This window comes from Paenibacillus lentus (assembly GCF_042714055.1).
GTDB lineage: Bacteria > Bacillota > Bacilli > Paenibacillales > Paenibacillaceae > Fontibacillus > Fontibacillus lentus_A.
Genome location: NZ_JBHGVC010000010.1, coordinates 51,115 through 69,738 on the forward strand (window position 1 = coordinate 51,115; position 18,624 = coordinate 69,738).

Here is an 18,624-nt window from a genome sequence, read left to right on the forward strand (position 1 = left end):
CAAAAGGAGGATGCTTTCGATTGGAATTACTGAGAATCATATTTTTGACAGTGCTCATGTTCTTTGTCATCGTTACGGTACATGAGTGGGGACATTACTATTTTGCCAAACGGGCTGGTATATTGGTACGAGAATTCGCGATTGGTTTCGGGCCGAAATTGTTCTCCTATCGAAGGGACGAAACCCAGTTCACACTTCGTCTGCTGCCTTTTGGCGGTTATGCGAGAATGGCTGGCGATGATCCAGAGCTGATTCAAATTCAGACCGGACAAACCGTGGCTCTTCGCTTGGAAGGTCAAGAGGTGCGTAAAATTTATCTTGATCGATTGGATAACCGGAAAAACGTTATTCGCGGCGAGATTGTAGAGGTTGATTTGGAAGATAAACTAGCTATCGTGCTGGATGTGGATGGAGAAATTCTCAACTACAAGGTACATCCACAGGCGATGATGGTGGCTAAAGGCAAGGAGACGCAAATCGCGCCGAGAGATCGGCAATTTGCGAGCAAGACGGTAGGTCAGCGCGCATTATCTATTTTCGCGGGGCCTTTGATGAACTTTATTTTGGCCTTCGTGTTATTCGCCCTTCATACGCAAATGGCGGGAATTCCCTTGGATCAGCCGGAGCATTTGGAAATCGGCGACGTCATGGAGAAAATGCCTGCTTCGGAGGCAGGGCTGCAGCGAGGCGACATTATCGAGTCGATTAACGGAGTGCCTGTAGGTACAGACGCCGAGAAATTGATCGAGACGATCGCGGCTTCCAAGGATGTCCCGATGAAGTGGACGGTTCGCCGCGGGGACGAAATCATTCCGATTACAGTAACCCCGCGAACAATGGAGAACCAGGAAGGCGGCAAGGTAGGCACGACGATCGTGACCTATTTTGAGACGCGAAGCGCTTCGTTCGGCGAGACATTTACGGTAGCTGGTAAAGATATGGTGAATACGACGAAAATGATATTCATCGGCTTTCAGCAATTGATCCAGAAGTTTTCGATGGATGACTTGGGAGGCCCGGTACGCACCTTTGAGGTTACCGGACAAATCGCAAAGCAGGGAATCGTGAAGCTGACTTATTGGGCTGCGATTTTGAGCTTGTACCTCGGCATCTTTAATTTGCTGCCGATCCCGGCTCTGGATGGAAGCCGTCTCATATTTCTCGGTGTTGAAGCGATTCGCGGGAAACCGGTGGATCCGAACCGTGAAGGAATGGTGCATTTTATCGGCTTCGCCATGCTGTTCCTGCTGATGATCGCTGTAACCTATAACGACATTTTACGATTGATTAACGGATAATATTGTGTTTATAACGGGAGGATTAGGTTGGATATGGCTAATGAGGAGAAACAATTCGTAACTGAAATTACCCCGCAAAGTGAGGACTTCTCACGCTGGTATATCGACGTCATCAAAAAAGCAGATTTGATGGATTATTCGCCGGTGCGCGGTTGTATCGTATTTAAACCGGACGGTTACGAAATCTGGGAGCACATCCAGGAAGAGTTGGATCGGCGCTTCAAAGAGACGGGTCATCGCAATGCTTATTTTCCTCTCTTTATTCCAGAGAGCTTCTTCCAGAAGGAGAAGGAGCATGTCGAGGGATTTAATCCCGAGCTTCCATGGGTTACGGAAGCGGCGGGCGAGAAATTAGAGGAGCGTCTGGCCATTCGCCCTACCTCGGAAACGATGATCGGCCATATGTACGAGAAATGGATTCAATCCTACCGGGATTTGCCGGTTTTGATTAACCAATGGGCAAACGTTGTGCGCTGGGAGAAGCGGACATTGCCGTTTTTGAGAACAAGTGAATTTCTATGGCAGGAAGGCCATACCGCTCATGAGAATGAGCAGGAGGCTCGTGAAGAAACGATGCAAATGTTGGAGATCTACCGTGACTTTGTTGAAAATTACTTGGCCATTCCGGTGATCGTGGGCCAGAAGACGCCTTCGGAGAAATTCGCCGGGGCGGTGGATACGTATTCGATTGAAGCAATGATGAAGGATGGCCGAGCTGTTCAGGCGGGAACCTCTCATTATTTAGGAACGAATTTTGCCGTCGCCTTCAACATTCAATATTTGAACCGGGAGAACGTGCAGGAATATGTTCATACGACTTCTTGGGGGGTCAGCACGCGCCTGATCGGATCCCTCATTATGGTTCATGGCGATGACCGCGGCCTCGCTCTGCCGCCAAAGGTGGCTCCGAAGCAGGTCATGATTATTCCGATCGGCCCGCCGAAGACACGGGATGCGGTTATAGGCCGTGCGGATGAGCTGTTCGCTCAATTAAAGAAGGCGGGCATCCGCGTCGGCATGGATGATCGGGCTGATGTACGGCCAGGCTGGAAATTCAATGAATATGAAATGCGCGGTGTGCCTGTTCGTCTGGAGCTCGGCCCTCGTGATATGGAGAATGGCGTTTGCGTACTCGTCTCCCGGATTTCCGGCGAGAAAAAGGTCGTTCAGCAGGACAATCTCGTTGAAGAGGTTCAGGCTATGCTGGAGCAGGTTCACAACGAAATGTACGATCGAGCGAAAGCTTTCCGCGAAGACCATTTCTATAGTGTCGATACGCTCGATGAAATGAAAGCAAGCATTGAAGAGAAGCGGGGCTTTACGCTGGCTGGCTGGTGCGGTTCAGAAGCTTGTGAAAAGCATGTTAAAGATGAGACAGGTGCGACGAGCCGGAATATTCCTTTTGAACCGGCAACGAAGAAGTCGACATGTCTCGTATGCGGCGAAGAGGCACAGCATACGGTTATTTTTGCGAGAGCGTATTAATAATGGTTGCGCCTGCCGTCCGAATAGGATAGCTGGTTTGTAAGGCAAATGAACATAGGAGGGCTTCCGGCAGTGAGCTGCCGGGTGGGCATGGTACCCGCTCGGACCTCGTAACGGAAGCTCTTTTTTTGAAATTATAGGTTTTTCTTATGTGCAGCGCGTACCTTAACCTCATATTGAGGAATGTATCAGGGGGAGGATATCATGACCGCAGTTGGGGAAAAGAGACAAAGGCTGGAATTATTGATGCAGCAAGCGGAAATACCTGCTGGTTTGCTGGATCCATATTTTCTGGACGGGTGGATCGAGCAGGTGGAGGTGAGCCGCAGCAACCGGGAATGGAAGATTGCGATTTGCAAAGACACCCTTGTACCGGCTCAGGCTTATCGTACTTTTTGTTTGCGTGTTAAGGAACGGCTAGAGCATATTGCTCAAATTTCGTTTGAATTTCGTTATGGCAAGAACGTAGCCGTCGCCGATATTGTGTCGGAATATTGGAAGCTGTTCCTCGAGTGGGTGCAGCGTGAAGTGCCTTCGGTAAATGGCTGGATGGCCCGGGCTATTTATGAAACCGAGGGGGATTTGATCACAATTACCCTTGGTGATGCTATGGCTCTCGAGCTGTCCAAGAAGAAGAATATCGATCGTTATATCATGTCGTTCTACGAAACGTATTTTGCTATAACTCTTCGCGTCAAGCTCCAGACCGGCGAAAGCAGCGCCGAGGCTTTTGAGGAATTTCAACAGCGTATTGTCGAGGAAGAACGGGATTTCATTCAGCAGATGATGGAGAGCATGGCGGTGGAAGCCCCACCGGAAGAGGACGATGGCGAAGTCATCAAGCTGCAGATCGGATACGATATTAAGGAGCAGCCCGTTCCGCTTCAGGAAATTCAGGATGAAGAGAAGAAGATCACGATTCAGGGCATGATCTTTGGACTGGATCGCAAAGAGCTTCGCAACGGGAATACTTTATTCATATTCAATTTGACGGATTATACGGACTCGCTCCAAATGAAGCTGTTTGCTAAGAACAAGGAAGACTTGAAGGTGATGAATCAGCTGGCGAACGGCAAATGGATCAGAGCGCGCGGCCGGGTGGAAATGGATCGGTTTATGCCGATGCCGGAGCTCGTCATGATACCTTCTGATGTCAACGAAGTATCATCACCGCCAAGCCGAAAGGATAATGCTCCTGAGAAGCGCGTCGAATTCCATCTGCACTCGACCATGAGCACGATGGATGCTGTCACCCCAATCGGCGAGTATATCAAAACAGCGGCAAAATGGGGACATAAGGCGATTGCTGTAACGGATCATGGCGGCATTCAGTGTTACCCGGAAGCGGTCAAAGCGGCGGGTAAGCATGGTATCAAAATGATCTATGGGTTGGAGGCCAATGTCGTAAATGATGATGTTGCCGTCGTATTAAATCCGCGTCCGGACGATTTAAAGGGTGCTACATATATCGTATTCGATATTGAGACGACGGGCTTGTCGGTGACTCAGAATAAAATTATCGAGATTGCGGCAGTCAAAATGGTAGAGGGAAAAGAAGTTGACCGCTATGCCACGTTTGTGAATCCGCATGTTCGCATTCCTTATAACATTCAGCAATTGACGAACATTAATGATGATATGGTCAGGGATGCTCCTGATGTAGAGCCCGTCCTTAAGGAATTTGTCGAATTTGCTGGCGATGCTGTATTAGTGGCTCACAACGCCAGATTCGATATCGGCTTCGTGAATGCCAAGCTGAAGGAGCTGGGACAGCCGCCGATGGACAATCCGGTACTGGATACGCTTGAGCTCGCAAGAATGCTGTTTCCAACGATGAAGAATCACCGCCTAAATACATTGGCTGCCAAATATAAGGTGTCGCTGGAAAATCACCACCGGGCGATCGATGATACGTTGGCACTCGGTGAAATACTTAACGGTTTACTGGAGGATGCGGTTAAGACCGAAGGGTATAAGACGCTGGATCAGCTAAATGCCAAGGTAGGCAAGGATTTATCGAACGCTCGGCCATTCCACTGCTGCATTTATGCGCTTAATGCGACCGGAAAGAAAAATCTGTACAAATTAGTATCGATGTCTCATACGGAATATTTTAAACGGGTTGCCTGCATCCCGAAATCCAAGCTTGCTGAATTCAGAGAAGGTCTGCTGATTATATCCGGCTGTGAAAAGGGCGAGTTCTTTGAAACAGTCCTGAATAAATCGGTGGAGGAAGCGGAGGAAGTGGCGGAATTTTACGATGTGCTGGAGATTCAGCCGCTGACAATGTACATGCATCTTGTCGAGAAGGGACTCGTCGGAAGCGTGCAGGAGCTGGAGACGGCGCTGCGCAAAGTATGCGAAATCGGCTTTAAGCTCGGTAAGCCGGTCGTAGCTACCGGCAATGTGCACTATTTGGAGCCCCGCGACAAAATTTACCGGGACATTACGATCCACGGGATTACCGGCTTCAGTCCGCTTAAGGATATCCGCAAGCCAGATGCCCATTTCAGAACGACTGAGGAAATGCTGGAGGAATTTCAATTTCTCGGGGAAGAGAAGGCTTATGAAGTAGTGGTTAAAAATACGTCCGAGCTCGCTGACTCTTTTGAGGAGCTGGAGCTGTTCCCGGACAAGCTGTTTACCCCGATTCTTGATGGTGCCGATGAAGAAATTCGCAACACCTGCTATGATACAGCCAAATCGATTTATGGCGAAGACTTGCCGGAGGTTGTCGTCCAGCGACTGGAGAAGGAGCTTGAGCCGATTATAAAATACGGCTTCTCCGCCAACTACTTGATTTCGGAGCGGCTCGTCAAGAAGTCGAATAGGGACGGCTATCTGGTCGGCTCCCGGGGCTCGGTCGGTTCCTCCGTCGTGGCGACGTTCTTGGGAATATCGGAGGTTAACCCGCTGCCGGCGCACTATATTTGTCTGAATCCAGAATGCAAGCATAGCGAATGGTTCCTTGACGGAAGCGTACCGAGCGGATTTGACCTTCCCGATAAGACTTGTCCGAAGTGCGGCGGGAGATTGAAGGGTGAGGGACAGGATATTCCCTTTGAGACATTTCTGGGATTTAAAGGAGACAAGGTGCCAGATATCGATTTGAACTTTTCCGGGGAATATCAGCCGCATGCCCATAACTATACGAAAGAGCTGTTTGGCGAGAAAAGCGTGTTTCGGGCCGGTACCATCGGTACCGTGGCCGAGAAAACCGCGTTTGGCTTTGCGAAGAAATACGAGGAAGAGCATCACAAGCATTGGCGCGGCGCTGAGCTGAACCGGCTTGCGGCAGGATGTACCGGCGTTAAGCGAAGCACCGGACAGCATCCCGGCGGGATCGTCGTCGTCCCTGATTATATCGAGGTGGAGGACATTACGCCGGTTCAATTCCCTGCGGACGATATCCATGCCGAGTGGAAAACGACGCATTTCGACTACCATGCCTTTGATGCGAACCTGCTCAAGCTCGATATTCTGGGACACGATGATCCGACGATGATGCGGATGCTGCAGGATCTGACCGGCGTCGATCCGACGACGATCCCGATGAACGATCCGAAGGTCATGAGCATGTTTAACTCCACGGAATCGCTCGGCGTTTCGCCGGAGCAAATTCGTACCCCGGTAGCGACATACGGCGTGCCGGAGATGGGCACGAAGTTCGTCCGCCAGATGCTGGTCGAATCACAGCCGTCATCGTTTGCTGACCTGCTGCAAATATCGGGGTTGTCCCATGGGACGGGAGTATGGCTCGGCAATGCCCAGGAACTGATTAAAAACGGGACGTGCAACATTAAGACAGTTATCGGTTGCCGGGACGATATTATGCTGTACCTGATCTATAAGGCCGGCATGGATGCCGGTCTGGCGTTTAAAATCACCGAAAGCGTGCGTAAAGGGAAGGGCTTGTCCCAGGAATGGATCGATGAGATGAAGAGATGCAAGGTTCCGCAATGGTACATCGATTCCTGCCTCAAGATCCAGTACATGTTCCCGAAGGCGCACGCGGCGGCTTATGTTATATCCGCAGTGCGTACCGCTTATTTCAAGCTTTATCATCCGATTGAATATTATGCGACATATTTCTCGGTGCGCGGAGAAGACTTTGACATCGAGCTGTTCTGCCAAGGCTATGAGGCGATCTACCGAAAGATTGAAGAAATCGAGCAAAAGGGCTTCCAGGCGTTGCCGAAGGAACGAAACATGCTGCCGATTTTAGAGATGGCGCTTGAAATGACGGCTCGCGGTTTCCGCTTCAAGAGCATCGATCTCTACCGTTCGGATGCCACGCGCTTTATCGTGGACGGCGATGCTCTGATCCCTCCGTTTTCGGCGCTGGCCGGGATCGGCGATAATGCAGCGAAAAATATCGCTGCCGCGAAGGAGCAGGGAGAGTTTCTGTCGATCGAGGATTTCCAGCAGAAATCGAAGGCAACAAAGACGGTTGTAGAGCTGCTGAATACGTTGGGTTGTTTCCGAGGACTCCCGGAGAGCAATCAGCTTTCGCTCTTTTAAGCTGCCGCCTTCCATTTTTGACCAGTCAGCAGCTTTTCCGAGGGCAGTGGCAGCACGCGGGCTCGTTAGGATAGTCTCATGGCTGCTAAGTAAAGGTGTTTTACTTGTCACTAATGCCGGACTATGTTATAATTTTTTTGGTAATCATGGAGATAGAACCGTTGTTTAAAGAGTGGGGAAACCCACTCTTTACTCTTTGGTATATAGGAATGAATTTTATGGAGGTATGTACGCTTGAGCACACCGAAGATCAAAGCGACCGTAGAAGAGATGGTTCTGCCCTTTTTGCAGGAGAACGGCTTTGAACTGGTAGACGTGGAATACGTGAAGGAAGGAAGCAATTGGTTTCTGCGCGTCTTCGTTGATAAGGATGGAGGCATCGATATCGATGATTGCGGCCGAATCAGCGAATATTTGAGCGAGAAGCTGGACGCTAACGATCCGATTCCGTCCGCTTATTTTCTGGAAGTCTCTTCACCCGGAGCGGAACGTCCGCTCAAAAAGGCAGAGGATGTAATTAAAGCCGTAGGCAAGGATGTATTTGTAACTACATATGAACCGGTAGATGGTCTGAAGGAATTTGAGGGCCGGCTTCTTTCTTTTGACAATGATGAGCTTGTCATTACGGTCGGGAAGAAGGATTACGCCATTCCATATAACAAAGTTGCCAGCGCGAGGTTGGCCATCATTTTTTAAATGACCTATACGGGAATATGAAAGGGGGAACTCGAGGCAGATGAGTATGGATTTTATTGAAGCCTTGAATGAGTTGGAAAGGGAAAAGGGAATCAGCAAAGATATTTTGTTCGAGGCGATTGAAGCCGCGCTGATTTCCAGCTATAAACGCAATTTTAATACGGCACAGAACGTTCGTGTCGACATGAATCGCCACACCGGGGCGATTAAGGTTTTTGCCCGCAAGCTTGTCGTGGAAGAAGTGCTTGATCCGCGGACAGAAATTTCTCTGCCAGCTGCTCGCGAGATCAATCCAAGCTTTCAACTGGATGATATCTCAGAGATTGAAGTAACGCCTCGTGATTTCGGACGTATCGCTGCGCAGACGGCTAAGCAAGTGGTAACCCAGCGTATCCGCGAAGCTGAACGGGGATTGATTTACAATGCCTTCGTTGAGAAGGAAGAGGATATCGTTACCGGGATTGTCCAGCGTCAGGATCAGCGCAACGTATATGTGGATCTTGGCAAAATCGAGGCTCATCTTCCGCTGAATGAACTGATGCCTAATGAGAAGTTTAAACATGGCGACCGGATTAAGGCTTACATTACAAAGGTAGAGAATACGACTAAGGGACCGCAAATTTTACTTTCTCGTACGCATCCGGGGCTGCTTAAGCGTTTGTTCGAGCTTGAGGTGCCGGAAATTTTTGACGGCGTCGTAGAGATTCGATCCGTGGCGAGGGAAGCCGGATTCCGTTCCAAAATTGCGGTATATTCTCGCAACAGTGAAGTGGATCCGGTCGGCTCTTGCGTCGGCCCTAAAGGCACTCGTGTTCAAACGATCGTGGGTGAGCTTCGCGGCGAGAAGATCGATATTGTTCGTTATTCCGAGAGCGTTGAGGAATATGTAGCTAACGCGCTCAGCCCTTCGAAAGTGCTTGAAGTTCAGGTGTTCGAAGCTGAGAAGATGGCTCGCGTGATCGTTCCTGACTATCAGCTGTCGCTTGCTATCGGTATTAAAGGGCAAAATGCCCGTCTTGCTGCCAAGCTGACAGGATGGAAAATTGACATCAAGAGCGAGAGTCAAGCGGAAGAGGAATTCGGAAGAGAAAAGACAGATTCAGGAGAATTGCCGCAGGATTCTGTTTCCGTCGATTGAATTATAACCTCTATTGGACGTATGGACGGGGGCGAAGGAAATGAAACCTAGAAAGATCCCGCTGCGCAAATGCGTGGCTTGCAATGAAATGAAGCCCAAAAAATCGCTGATTCGCATTGTGCGTTCTCCCGAAGGAGACGTTTCGATCGATTTAACGGGCAAAAAATCGGGCCGCGGCGCTTATTTATGCGGCCAGGCGTCCTGTTTCAAGCTGGCCCATAAAAATCGGGCCCTAGACAGAGCGCTGAAGTCGCCGGTGGGCGCAGAGGTTTATGAGCAATTGGCACGAGACTTCCTGGCGGTAGAGGATGACTTTATCGCTGAACGCGATCGGGAAGAGGATGCCGATGAGTAAAGTGCTGTCCGGGCTTGGTCTAGCGATGCGAGCAGGCAAAGTAGTCACCGGAGATGAGAGTGTCCTTAAGGCTGTTCGCTCCGGAGAGGCTAAGCTCGTCATCGTTGCAGGGGATGCGTCTGGAAATGCTCACAAGAAATTTCGTGACAAGTGCGCAACCTACAAAGTTCCATTGATCATCGGATATGACCGGGAACAGCTCGGCTCAAGTGTGGGGAAGCCGGAACGGGTTGTTCTGGCTCTGATGGATCAGGGATTTGCCGATATGATTCGGAAAACGATCGTGAAAACGTCGGAGGTGGAGTATATTGAGTAAACAAGAAAACAAAGATAAGCTCAGGGTATATGAATATGCGAAATCGCTCAATATGAGCAGTAAGGAAATTATAACGATTCTTAAGCGGCTTAATATTCCGGTTAACAATCACATGAGCGTGATGGAGAATGATGCCGTTTCGCGGGTAGAGCAGTTTTTCAAAGATATTAAAAGCAATGCCGCGGCCAAAAGGGAAGGTTCTGAACCTACTAAATCTCCAGCTAAATCGTCGGCACCAGCTTCCGCAGGAGGAAGCCAAACGCCGAAAACTGGGGCCGGTGCAGGTGCCGGCCAGCGTGAAGATCAAGGTCAGAACCTTAGAACGGGCAGCAGTGCGCCAGGCAACACCAAAAATCAACAAGAAAAGCAGGTAAGTATGAATAATAGAACGAGTAATGCAAATACATCCTCCCAGGCGGGGGGAGCTCAAGCCACACAAGAGAGAAGCAATCGTCCTAGCGGAGGGAATCAGCAGGGCAATCGGAACAATTCCCAAGGAAACCGTGGTTCGCAGCAGACCGGCGGACAACGTGCAAATGCAAATTCGGGCGCTTCCCGGCCAGCCCAGACATCAGGCAATCGCAGCCAAGGAGCTCCGGCACGTCCGGCTCAGTCGAATAATGACAATTACTCCTCTGGCAGAAGCCAAGGTCAAGGTCAAGGCCAACGCAAGGGAAATAATAATAACAGACCAGGTCAAAGACGCTTTGATGATAATAGACCGGGGAACTATAAGAACAATCGCGGTGGAAAAGGCGGCCGCGGCAAGGGGCCGCAGCAGCCGCCACGCGAGAAAATCGATAATACGCCGAAGAAAATCATCGTTCGCGGCAATATGACGGTTGGCGAAGCAGCGAAGCTGCTGCATAAAGACGCTTCAGAAGTCATCAAGAAGCTGATTATGCTCGGCGTCATGGCGACGATCAACCAGGAACTGGACATCGACACGATCCTGCTGCTAGCTGGAGAGTTCGGCGTTGAGGTTGAAGTGAAAATTCCGGTAGAGGAAGATCGCTTCGAGACGGTTGAAGAGAACGATGATGAAGCGGATTTGCTGGAGCGTCCTCCGGTCGTTACGATTATGGGCCACGTAGACCACGGTAAAACAACGCTTCTCGATGCGATCCGCTCAACGAATGTCAGCAGCGGCGAAGCTGGAGGCATTACCCAGCATATCGGTGCTTACCAGGTTGAGATTAACAACAAGAAGATTACATTCCTGGACACTCCGGGTCACGAAGCGTTTACGGCGATGCGTGCCCGCGGTGCGCAATTAACGGATATTACGATTATCGTGGTAGCCGCGGATGACGGTGTCATGCCGCAAACGGTAGAAGCGGTGAATCATGCCAAAGCCGCTGGCCTTCCGATTATCGTAGCCGTCAACAAAATTGATAAACCGACGGCTAACCCGGATAAGGTTAAGCAGGAGCTGACCGAGTACGGTCTTGTTCCCGAGGAATGGGGCGGCGATACCATCTTCGTTAACGTGTCTGCGAAGCAAAGAATGGGACTGGAAGACCTGCTGGAAATGATTCTGCTTGTAGCAGAGGTCAATGAGTACAAAGCGAATCCAGACAAACGCGCTCGCGGAGCGGTGATCGAAGCCGAGCTGGACAAGAGCCGCGGCCCGGTTGCTCGCGTGCTTGTGCAGCACGGTACGCTGAAGGTTGGTGACGCTTTTGTTGCCGGGAACTGCTTTGGACGCATTCGGGCCATGGTCAATGATAAAGGCCGCCGTCTGAAAGAAGCAGGGCCTTCTACGCCGGTAGAAATTACGGGATTAACAGAAGTGCCGCTGGCCGGCGATCCGTTCATGGTATTCGAGGACGAGCGCAAAGCTAGATCCATTGCCGAGAAGCGTGCGATTACTCATCGTCAATCCGAGCTTGGCGGCAATACGCGCGTTACGCTCGACGATTTGTTCCGTCATATTAAGGATGGCGAAATTAAAGATCTGAATGTCATCATTAAAGCGGACGTGCAAGGCTCGGTTGAGGCGCTTAAAGGCTCATTGGAGAAAATCGAAGTGGAAGGCGTACGGGTGAAAATCATTCACAGCGGCGCTGGTGCCATCACCGAATCAGATATCATTCTTGCTGCAGCATCTAATGCGATCGTGATCGGCTTTAACGTTCGTCCGGACAACCAGACGAAGGCCACTGCCGAGCAAGAGAAGGTAGATATTCGTCTCCATCGCGTTATCTATAAAGCGATTGAAGAAATTGAACAGGCCATGAAAGGGATGCTCGATCCCGAATATAAAGAGGTTGTCATCGGTCATGCCGAGATCCGCGATACGTTTAAGCTTAGCAGAGTGGGAACGATCGCCGGCTGTATGGTGACCTCCGGCAAGATTACGCGCAATGCCGAAACCCGCCTCATTCGCGACGGTATCGTCGTATATGAAGGTAAAATTGATTCACTCAAACGATTCAAAGACGATGCGAAGGAAGTCGCCCAAGGTTACGAGTGCGGTATTACACTCGATAACTTTAATGACATCAAAGAGGGCGACGTCATTGAAGCATTTATTATGGAGGCCGTCGAACGGAAGTAAGGTGAGGTGACAACAATGGCTAAAAATCGTAGTGGCCGTGTAGGCGAACAGATTAAGAAAGAACTCAGCCTGCTCATTCAGAATGAAGTCAAGGATCCCCGGATCGGATTTGTCACGGTAACCGGCGTAGACGTTACAAGCGATTTATCGCAGGCAAAAGTGTACATTAGCGTTTTTGGCGATGAGGAGAAGAAATCGGATTCGCTGAAAGGGCTGGAGAAAGCGATCGGATTTCTCCGGACTGAGCTTGGCAAGCGGATGCGTTTGCGCCACACACCAGAGTTGATTTTTAAAGTTGATGAATCGATTGAATACGGCAGCCGTATAGAGAAGCTGCTTGGCGAGATTACGCAAGACGAGGAAAAATGAATTTAAAGGAGACGGCAATGCAGACCAATGAACAGGAGCTCCGACAGGTAGAGCAGTTTCTGAAGGATCATGATGATTTCCTGGTAGTGTCGCATGTACAGCCGGACGGAGATGCAGTCAGTTCCACCCTTGTGGTGGGCTGGCTTCTCTCATGTCTGGGTAAGAATTACGTTATGGTCAATGAAGGACCGATTCCTCAGCGTATGTCTTACTTGCTGCATTCGGATCGCATCATGGATCTGTCAGTAAGCCCTCTGGGCAAGTCCTATAAATACATCATATGTGTGGATTGCGCAGATTTCCGCAGAGTTGGAAAGACGGATGAGTATTTCGCGTCGGATGCGCAAATCTTGAACATCGACCATCATCCTACGAATGATGGATTCGGGAGCATTAACTTCATCGTACCCGATGCTGCTGCTACAGTGCAGGTGTTGTATGATCTTGTAAAATGGCTGGATATCGAGCTGAACCATGATGCAGCTACTGCAATCTATACGGGCCTCCTTACAGATACGGGTGGTTTTCGTTATTCCAGCACATCTCCAAGAGTAATGGCTATCGCTTCCGATTTGTTGGAATACGGGGTAGATGGACCTGGATTGTCTCAATTGCTGCTGGAAGAGATGACACTCCCCCAAATTCGCTTGTTGACGAGAGCCTTGAACGGGCTGCAAATGAGTGAGGATGGCAAAATAAGCTGGGTAACGATAGACGACGAGGACATGAAGCAATCCGGCGCCATTCATGAGGACTTGGAAGGCATCGTAAATTATCCCCGCAACATTCAAGGGGTAGAGGTTGGCTTATTATTTAAGGTTATTGACGAAAATGCCGTGAAGGTCAGCATGAGATCTGCTGGTAAGGTCGACGTAGCTGCTGTGGCTCAAAGCTTTGGCGGCGGCGGACATGTACGGGCGGCAGGAGTACGTATGCAAGGCAGCCTGGATGAGATTGTCTCGCAGATTGTAGAGCAGGTGAAGTCTCGATTATGAAGCCGAAGTCCTTTGAAGGAATACTTGCTGTCCATAAACCAGCAGGGTTTACCTCACACGACGTAGTCGCCAAAACCCGCGGCATTTTAAAAATGAAACGGATCGGACATACCGGCACCCTGGATCCGGCTGTGACGGGTGTGCTTCCGCTCTGTCTCGGGCGCGCGACCAGAATGGTCGAGTACCTGCAGGAGCTTCCCAAAGAGTACGAGGCGAGGCTGCTGCTCGGTGTCTCCACCGATACGGAGGATATGTCAGGCACTGTCATCGAGCGGAAGCAAGGCTTGCGCGTTACCGAGGAAGAAGTGAGAGCGGTTCTTCATCAATTTATCGGAACGATTTCCCAGGTGCCGCCGATGTATTCTGCATTAAAGCAGGACGGGAAAAGACTCTATGAATTAGCCCGTGAAGGCAAAACGGTGGAGCGTAAGGCCAGGGAAGTCACGATCGAAGAGCTGGAGCTGATCTCCTATGAGCCTAACGGTGACTACCCGTCGATTTCTTTTCGCGTGCTGTGCTCTAAAGGGACATATATCCGTACGCTTTGCGTCGATATCGGTCGTGCGCTGGGGGTGCCTGCCGCCATGGCTGAGCTGAAAAGAACGATCTCAGCGGGCATAACGGAGGAGCAGTGCCTGACGCTTGAGGAAATTGCGGCTCTTGCAGCAGAGGGTACCCTGAATGGGCGGCTCATCCCGGTTGATGAGGCGGTAAGCCATCTGCCGGCACATCGCATTCCAGAGGAGAAGGTAAAGCAGGCTTTACAGGGACAAAGGCTTTCCTCCAGGCTGCTGGAGCCTCCGGTGCGGTGGGGGGAGAATATCCGGCTGTATGGTGCAGCTGGACAATTTTTGGGCATTTTTCGCGGTGAGGAGTCTACGGGGGCGATTACCCCTGTCAAAGTATTCCCGCCAGAATGAATAGCGTGCTAATCCGAGTGAAATTGCAGGTGAAATGATAGTGGAAACGATGAATCTAACCTACCCTCTTACCAAAGAGATTATTGACAACAGCGCCCAGCCGCAAGTACTGGCGATCGGCCAGTTTGACGGCTTGCATCTGGGGCATGTGAGCGTGATCGAATCGGCTGTCCGGCTTGCAGCATCCGTGAACTTGCCGGCAGCGGTGATGACCTTTCATCCTCATCCGAAAGAAGTCATGAAAAAAGGCGATTACGATGGATACTTGACGCCCCCTCGTGAAAAAGAGCGAATTCTGAAGAGCCTGGGCGTAGATTACGTATATATTGTGGAATTTAATGATGCATTCTCGCAAGTAAGCCCTCAAAACTTTGTATCCGGCGTACTCGTTCCGCTCCAGGTTCATACCGCTGTGGTCGGTTTTGATTTCCGCTACGGTTATCGTGGGGAAGGGGATGCGGGGATGCTGCGGGAGCTTAGCGGCAACACTTTGGAAGTAAGCACGGTTCCTCCCTTTCTGATCGATGGAGAAAAGGTGAGCAGCTCTGGAATACGCAGAGCGCTTATGGAGGGAAATGTGCAGCTTGCCGCACGCTGGCTGGGCCGTAGATATGCGATTGAAGGAACGGTGATGCATGGTGAGAAGCGGGGCCGCAAAATTGGATTCCCTACCGCTAACCTGAAGCCGAATGAACATTTTGTATTGCCTACAAAGGGTGTTTACGCTGTACGGGTAAACCATGAAGGACAGTGGCTTCCAGGCGTAATGAATGTAGGAGTCAAGCCAACCTTCCATAACGATAAAACAATGCCGTCTTTGGAAATTCATTTATTGGATTTTAGCGGGGATTTATACGGCAAATCTCTATCTGTAGAATTGGTAGAATTCATTCGCGAGGAGCGAAAGTTCGGCTCTATCGAAGAGCTTGTCGCCCAAATTAGTAAGGATGCGAATACGGCAAAAAGCCTGCTGCTTGCTGTTGAATAGGCTAATATGCCGATTTTTGGGCGGATAAGTGCAAGTAGCATTTACAATCGTTCATTATTTATGGTATACTGATCTACGTTGTTCATGGTGGAGATTGGTATTTTCATCATAGCAGCCATAACCTTAGCTTGGTTGACCGGACCTCACCGCCCGACGACGAGGCTAATGGCGATTAGATAAAGGAGGTGAACAGGATGGCATTGACTCAAGAACGCAAACAACAACTGATTGAAGAGCACAAAACTCATGAATCCGATACAGGATCACCAGAGGTGCAAATTGCTATCCTTACGGAGAACATTGTAAATTTGACCGAACACTTGCGCTCGCACAAGAAGGATCATCATTCCCGTCGCGGTCTTCTGAAAATGGTCGGCCAACGTCGTAAGCTGTTGGCATACCTGAAGAACAAAGACGTAAGACGTTACTCCGCTTTGATCGAGAAGCTCGGATTGCGTCGTTAATTTCTCGTGGTTAACTAAAGCAGCCTGGTTGCCGCCGGATGCGCTATTTTCAGCGAACGGTGGCAGTCGGGTTGCTTTTTAACAGTTATAGAATGTATACGCTTTGCTTTTCACGTATATATAGCTCCTTCAGGAGCTTTTGTTGTGAATAGGGACAGATTTCTACGCTCCTCCTCCAATCTTATTCAACTTCGTTTATGATTTGGGCAAAAGGAGGAAATAATGAAGTCTATAACGAATTTCTATTTGTAATAAGGAGGGATTTCATGGAGAATCATGTGAAAATGCAGTTGGGAGGAAGACCTCTTATACTGGAGACCGGCCGTTTGGCTAAACAGGCTAATGCAGCCGTTATGGTACGCTACGGCGATACAGCCGTTCTGTGTACGGTAACTGCATCGTCCGAGCCGAAAGATCTTGATTTCTTTCCGCTTACCGTAAACTATGAGGAGAAATTGTATGCCGTAGGTAAAATTCCGGGAGGCTTCATTAAGCGGGAGGGCCGTCCAAGCGAGAAAGCGATTTTGGCGAGCCGTCTAACCGACCGTCCGATTCGTCCGCTGTTTCCGGAGGGCTTCCGCAATGATGTGCAAATCGTAAATCTGGTTATGAGTGTTGATCAGGATTGCGAGCCGGAAATTGCTGCAATGATCGGTACTTCAGCGGCGCTCAGCATTTCGGATGTCCCGTTTAACGGCCCGATTGGCGGCGTAGCTGTTGGACGCGTGGACGGGCAGTTTGTGATTAACCCCGATATTGCCCAGCAGGAGGCAAGCGATATTTATGTCGTGGTCGCCGGTACGAAGGATGCCATTATGATGGTGGAAGCGGAAGCGAACGAAGTGCCTGAGGAAGTTATGCTTGAGGCAATCATGTTCGGTCATGACGAAATTAAGAATATCGTGGCCGTCATCGAAGAGCTCGTCAATCTAGCCGGCAAAGAGAAGATGGAAGTGAAGCTCCATGCCGTAGATGCTGAAGTCAATCGTGAGGTTCGCGAATTTGCAGCGGCTCGCCTTGTCGAAGCGGTAAAAGTCGCCGAGAAACATGCCCGCCAGGATGCGATCGATGCGATTAATGATGAGACCATGGCTCATTTTGAGGAGAAGTACATAGAATCTCCAGAGCTTCTAAAGGATGTTATGGAGGTACTCCATGATATCGTGAAGGAAGAAGTGCGCCGACTGATTACTCATGATAAAGTTCGCCCGGATGGCCGTAAATTGGATGAAATCCGTCCGATTGAATGCGACATCAACCTGCTGCCGCGTACGCATGGCTCAGGCCTGTTCACACGCGGTCAAACCCAGGCGCTCAGCGTTTGTACGTTAGGAGCTCTAGGCGATGTGCAAATTCTAGACGGGATCGATCTGGAAGAATCCAAACGCTTTATGCATCACTACAACTTCCCGCCATTCAGCGTGGGCGAAGCTCGTCCGCTGCGTGCGCCAGGACGTCGTGAAGTAGGACATGGTGCTCTTGGCGAAAGAGCGTTGTCCAAAGTCATTCCGCCAGAAACCGAGTTCCCTTACACAATTCGTCTTGTCTCCGAGGTGCTGGAATCCAACGGCTCCACTTCTCAGGCAAGTATTTGTGCAAGCACGCTCGCGATGATGGATGCCGGCGTTCCGATTAAAGCTCCGGTAGCCGGGGTAGCGATGGGTCTGATCAAGGATGGAGATCAGGTGTCGATCCTCAGCGATATTCAAGGTATGGAAGACCATTTGGGAGACATGGACTTTAAGGTCGCCGGTACACCGGATGGAGTTACTGCCATTCAAATGGATATCAAAATCGACGGTATCGACCGCCAAATTTTAACTGACGCATTATCCCAGGCAAGAGAAGGACGGATGCATATCCTGTCCAAAATGATGGAACGCATCCAGAAGCCAAAGGAAAGCTTGTCGCCTTATGCGCCTAAAATTCTCATCATGAACATCAATCCGGATAAAATTCGCGATGTGATCGGTGCCGGCGGTAAGATCATCAATAAAATCATTGAAGAAACCGGCGTAAAAATCGACATTGAGCAGGATGGCCGTGTGTTTATCGCTTCCACGAATGAAGAGATGAACAATAAAGCTCGTTCGATCATCGAAGGCATCGTGAAGGAAGTTGTCGTTGGAGAAATTTATGTAGGTACGGTCAAACGGATCGAAAAGTTCGGTGCTTTTGTAGAAATTTTGCCGGGCAAGGACGGTCTGGTTCATATTTCACAGCTCTCTACGGAACGTGTTGCTAAGGTGGAAGATGTTGTCGCAATCGGTGATACGGTAACTGTTAAGGTTACGGAAATCGACCAGCAAGGTCGCGTGAATCTTTCCCGCAAAGCAGTATTAACTGCAGAGGCCGCCAAACCAACATCCTAAGCAAACCCCATATTTATGACAAAATGTGCGGGAAAAGAGACAGAATGCCATATTCTGGCTCTTTTTTAATTTGCCTGTTTTTATCTCTTTTGCTCATGGGCAACCTGGTTAGTTGCATATTACAGAACTTGTCTTCATATGATGAGG

General features: G+C 49.9%; 14 protein-coding genes. All 14 read left to right on the plus strand.

Features of this window, described 5'->3' with window-relative positions:
• The first annotated feature begins 20 nt into the window (after positions 1–20).
• The 14 genes from rseP to pnp all read left to right on the plus strand — a co-directional run bounded on the left by rseP (position 21) and on the right by pnp (position 18,477).
• The gene (gene rseP / locus ACE3MQ_RS20265) at positions 21–1,298 is read left to right on the plus strand and encodes an RIP metalloprotease RseP (protein WP_379396033.1); all 1,278 of its coding nucleotides are present in this window, start codon (positions 21–23) and stop codon (positions 1,296–1,298) included.
• A gap of 33 nt (positions 1,299–1,331) precedes the next feature.
• Positions 1,332–2,783, plus strand: coding sequence for a proline--tRNA ligase (gene proS, locus ACE3MQ_RS20270; protein ID WP_379396277.1), 1,452 nt, complete (start codon positions 1,332–1,334; stop codon positions 2,781–2,783).
• Positions 2,784–2,987: 204 nt separating this feature from the next.
• Positions 2,988–7,304 carry a PolC-type DNA polymerase III gene (locus tag ACE3MQ_RS20275; RefSeq protein ID WP_379396035.1) on the plus strand — a complete coding sequence of 1,439 codons (4,317 nt, stop codon included), beginning with the start codon at positions 2,988–2,990 and terminating at the stop codon, positions 7,302–7,304.
• A 234-nt stretch (positions 7,305–7,538) separates the two neighbouring features.
• Positions 7,539–8,000, plus strand: a complete 462-nt coding sequence (gene rimP, locus ACE3MQ_RS20280) for a ribosome maturation factor RimP (protein ID WP_379396037.1) — start codon at positions 7,539–7,541, stop codon at positions 7,998–8,000.
• A 40-nt stretch (positions 8,001–8,040) separates the two neighbouring features.
• Positions 8,041–9,138, plus strand: a complete 1,098-nt coding sequence (gene nusA / locus ACE3MQ_RS20285) for a transcription termination factor NusA (RefSeq protein WP_379396039.1) — start codon at positions 8,041–8,043, stop codon at positions 9,136–9,138.
• A 40-nt stretch (positions 9,139–9,178) separates the two neighbouring features.
• The gene (rnpM, locus tag ACE3MQ_RS20290) at positions 9,179–9,493 is read left to right on the plus strand and encodes an RNase P modulator RnpM (protein ID WP_379396041.1); all 315 of its coding nucleotides are present in this window, start codon (positions 9,179–9,181) and stop codon (positions 9,491–9,493) included.
• The gene (locus ACE3MQ_RS20295) at positions 9,486–9,809 is read left to right on the plus strand and encodes a L7Ae/L30e/S12e/Gadd45 family ribosomal protein (protein WP_379396044.1); all 324 of its coding nucleotides are present in this window, start codon (positions 9,486–9,488) and stop codon (positions 9,807–9,809) included. The genes rnpM and ACE3MQ_RS20295 overlap by 8 nt, the downstream gene beginning before the upstream one ends.
• Positions 9,802–12,369 carry a translation initiation factor IF-2 gene (gene infB / locus ACE3MQ_RS20300; protein ID WP_379396046.1) on the plus strand — a complete coding sequence of 856 codons (2,568 nt, stop codon included), beginning with the start codon at positions 9,802–9,804 and terminating at the stop codon, positions 12,367–12,369. The genes ACE3MQ_RS20295 and infB overlap by 8 nt, the downstream gene beginning before the upstream one ends.
• A gap of 15 nt (positions 12,370–12,384) precedes the next feature.
• The gene (gene rbfA / locus ACE3MQ_RS20305) at positions 12,385–12,738 is read left to right on the plus strand and encodes a 30S ribosome-binding factor RbfA (protein WP_379396048.1); all 354 of its coding nucleotides are present in this window, start codon (positions 12,385–12,387) and stop codon (positions 12,736–12,738) included.
• 17 nt (positions 12,739–12,755) lie between these two features.
• A complete protein-coding gene (locus tag ACE3MQ_RS20310) occupies positions 12,756–13,733 on the plus strand; it encodes a DHH family phosphoesterase (protein WP_379396050.1) in 978 nt (325 codons plus the stop codon).
• A complete protein-coding gene (gene truB, locus ACE3MQ_RS20315) occupies positions 13,730–14,653 on the plus strand; it encodes a tRNA pseudouridine(55) synthase TruB (protein ID WP_379396052.1) in 924 nt (307 codons plus the stop codon). Before ACE3MQ_RS20310 ends, truB begins: the two co-directional genes overlap by 4 nt.
• Before the next feature lie 34 nt (positions 14,654–14,687).
• Entirely contained in the window at positions 14,688–15,641 is a 954-nt protein-coding gene (locus ACE3MQ_RS20320) for a bifunctional riboflavin kinase/FAD synthetase (RefSeq protein WP_379396054.1), read from the plus strand.
• A gap of 194 nt (positions 15,642–15,835) precedes the next feature.
• The gene (gene rpsO, locus ACE3MQ_RS20325) at positions 15,836–16,105 is read left to right on the plus strand and encodes a 30S ribosomal protein S15 (RefSeq protein ID WP_110933072.1); all 270 of its coding nucleotides are present in this window, start codon (positions 15,836–15,838) and stop codon (positions 16,103–16,105) included.
• A gap of 266 nt (positions 16,106–16,371) precedes the next feature.
• Positions 16,372–18,477: a polyribonucleotide nucleotidyltransferase gene (gene pnp / locus ACE3MQ_RS20330; RefSeq protein WP_379396057.1), complete on the plus strand. Its 2,106-nt coding sequence runs from the start codon at positions 16,372–16,374 to the stop codon at positions 18,475–18,477.
• Positions 18,478–18,624: the final 147 nt, after the last annotated feature.

Bases quoted from the DNA above. Each gene is read 5' to 3' on its own strand.
- proS (WP_379396277.1), top strand. From the start codon at position 1,332: ATGGCTAATGAGGAGAAACAATTCGTAACTGAAATTACCCCGCAAAGT.
- ACE3MQ_RS20275 (WP_379396035.1), top strand. From the start codon at position 2,988: ATGACCGCAGTTGGGGAAAAGAGACAAAGGCTGGAATTATTGATGCAG.
- nusA (WP_379396039.1), top strand. From the start codon at position 8,041: ATGAGTATGGATTTTATTGAAGCCTTGAATGAGTTGGAAAGGGAAAAG.
- rnpM (WP_379396041.1), top strand. From the start codon at position 9,179: ATGAAACCTAGAAAGATCCCGCTGCGCAAATGCGTGGCTTGCAATGAA.
- ACE3MQ_RS20295 (WP_379396044.1), top strand. From the start codon at position 9,486: ATGAGTAAAGTGCTGTCCGGGCTTGGTCTAGCGATGCGAGCAGGCAAA.
- rbfA (WP_379396048.1), top strand. From the start codon at position 12,385: ATGGCTAAAAATCGTAGTGGCCGTGTAGGCGAACAGATTAAGAAAGAA.
- ACE3MQ_RS20310 (WP_379396050.1), top strand. From the start codon at position 12,756: ATGCAGACCAATGAACAGGAGCTCCGACAGGTAGAGCAGTTTCTGAAG.
- truB (WP_379396052.1), top strand. From the start codon at position 13,730: ATGAAGCCGAAGTCCTTTGAAGGAATACTTGCTGTCCATAAACCAGCA.
- ACE3MQ_RS20320 (WP_379396054.1), top strand. From the start codon at position 14,688: ATGATAGTGGAAACGATGAATCTAACCTACCCTCTTACCAAAGAGATT.
- rpsO (WP_110933072.1), top strand. From the start codon at position 15,836: ATGGCATTGACTCAAGAACGCAAACAACAACTGATTGAAGAGCACAAA.
- pnp (WP_379396057.1), top strand. From the start codon at position 16,372: ATGGAGAATCATGTGAAAATGCAGTTGGGAGGAAGACCTCTTATACTG.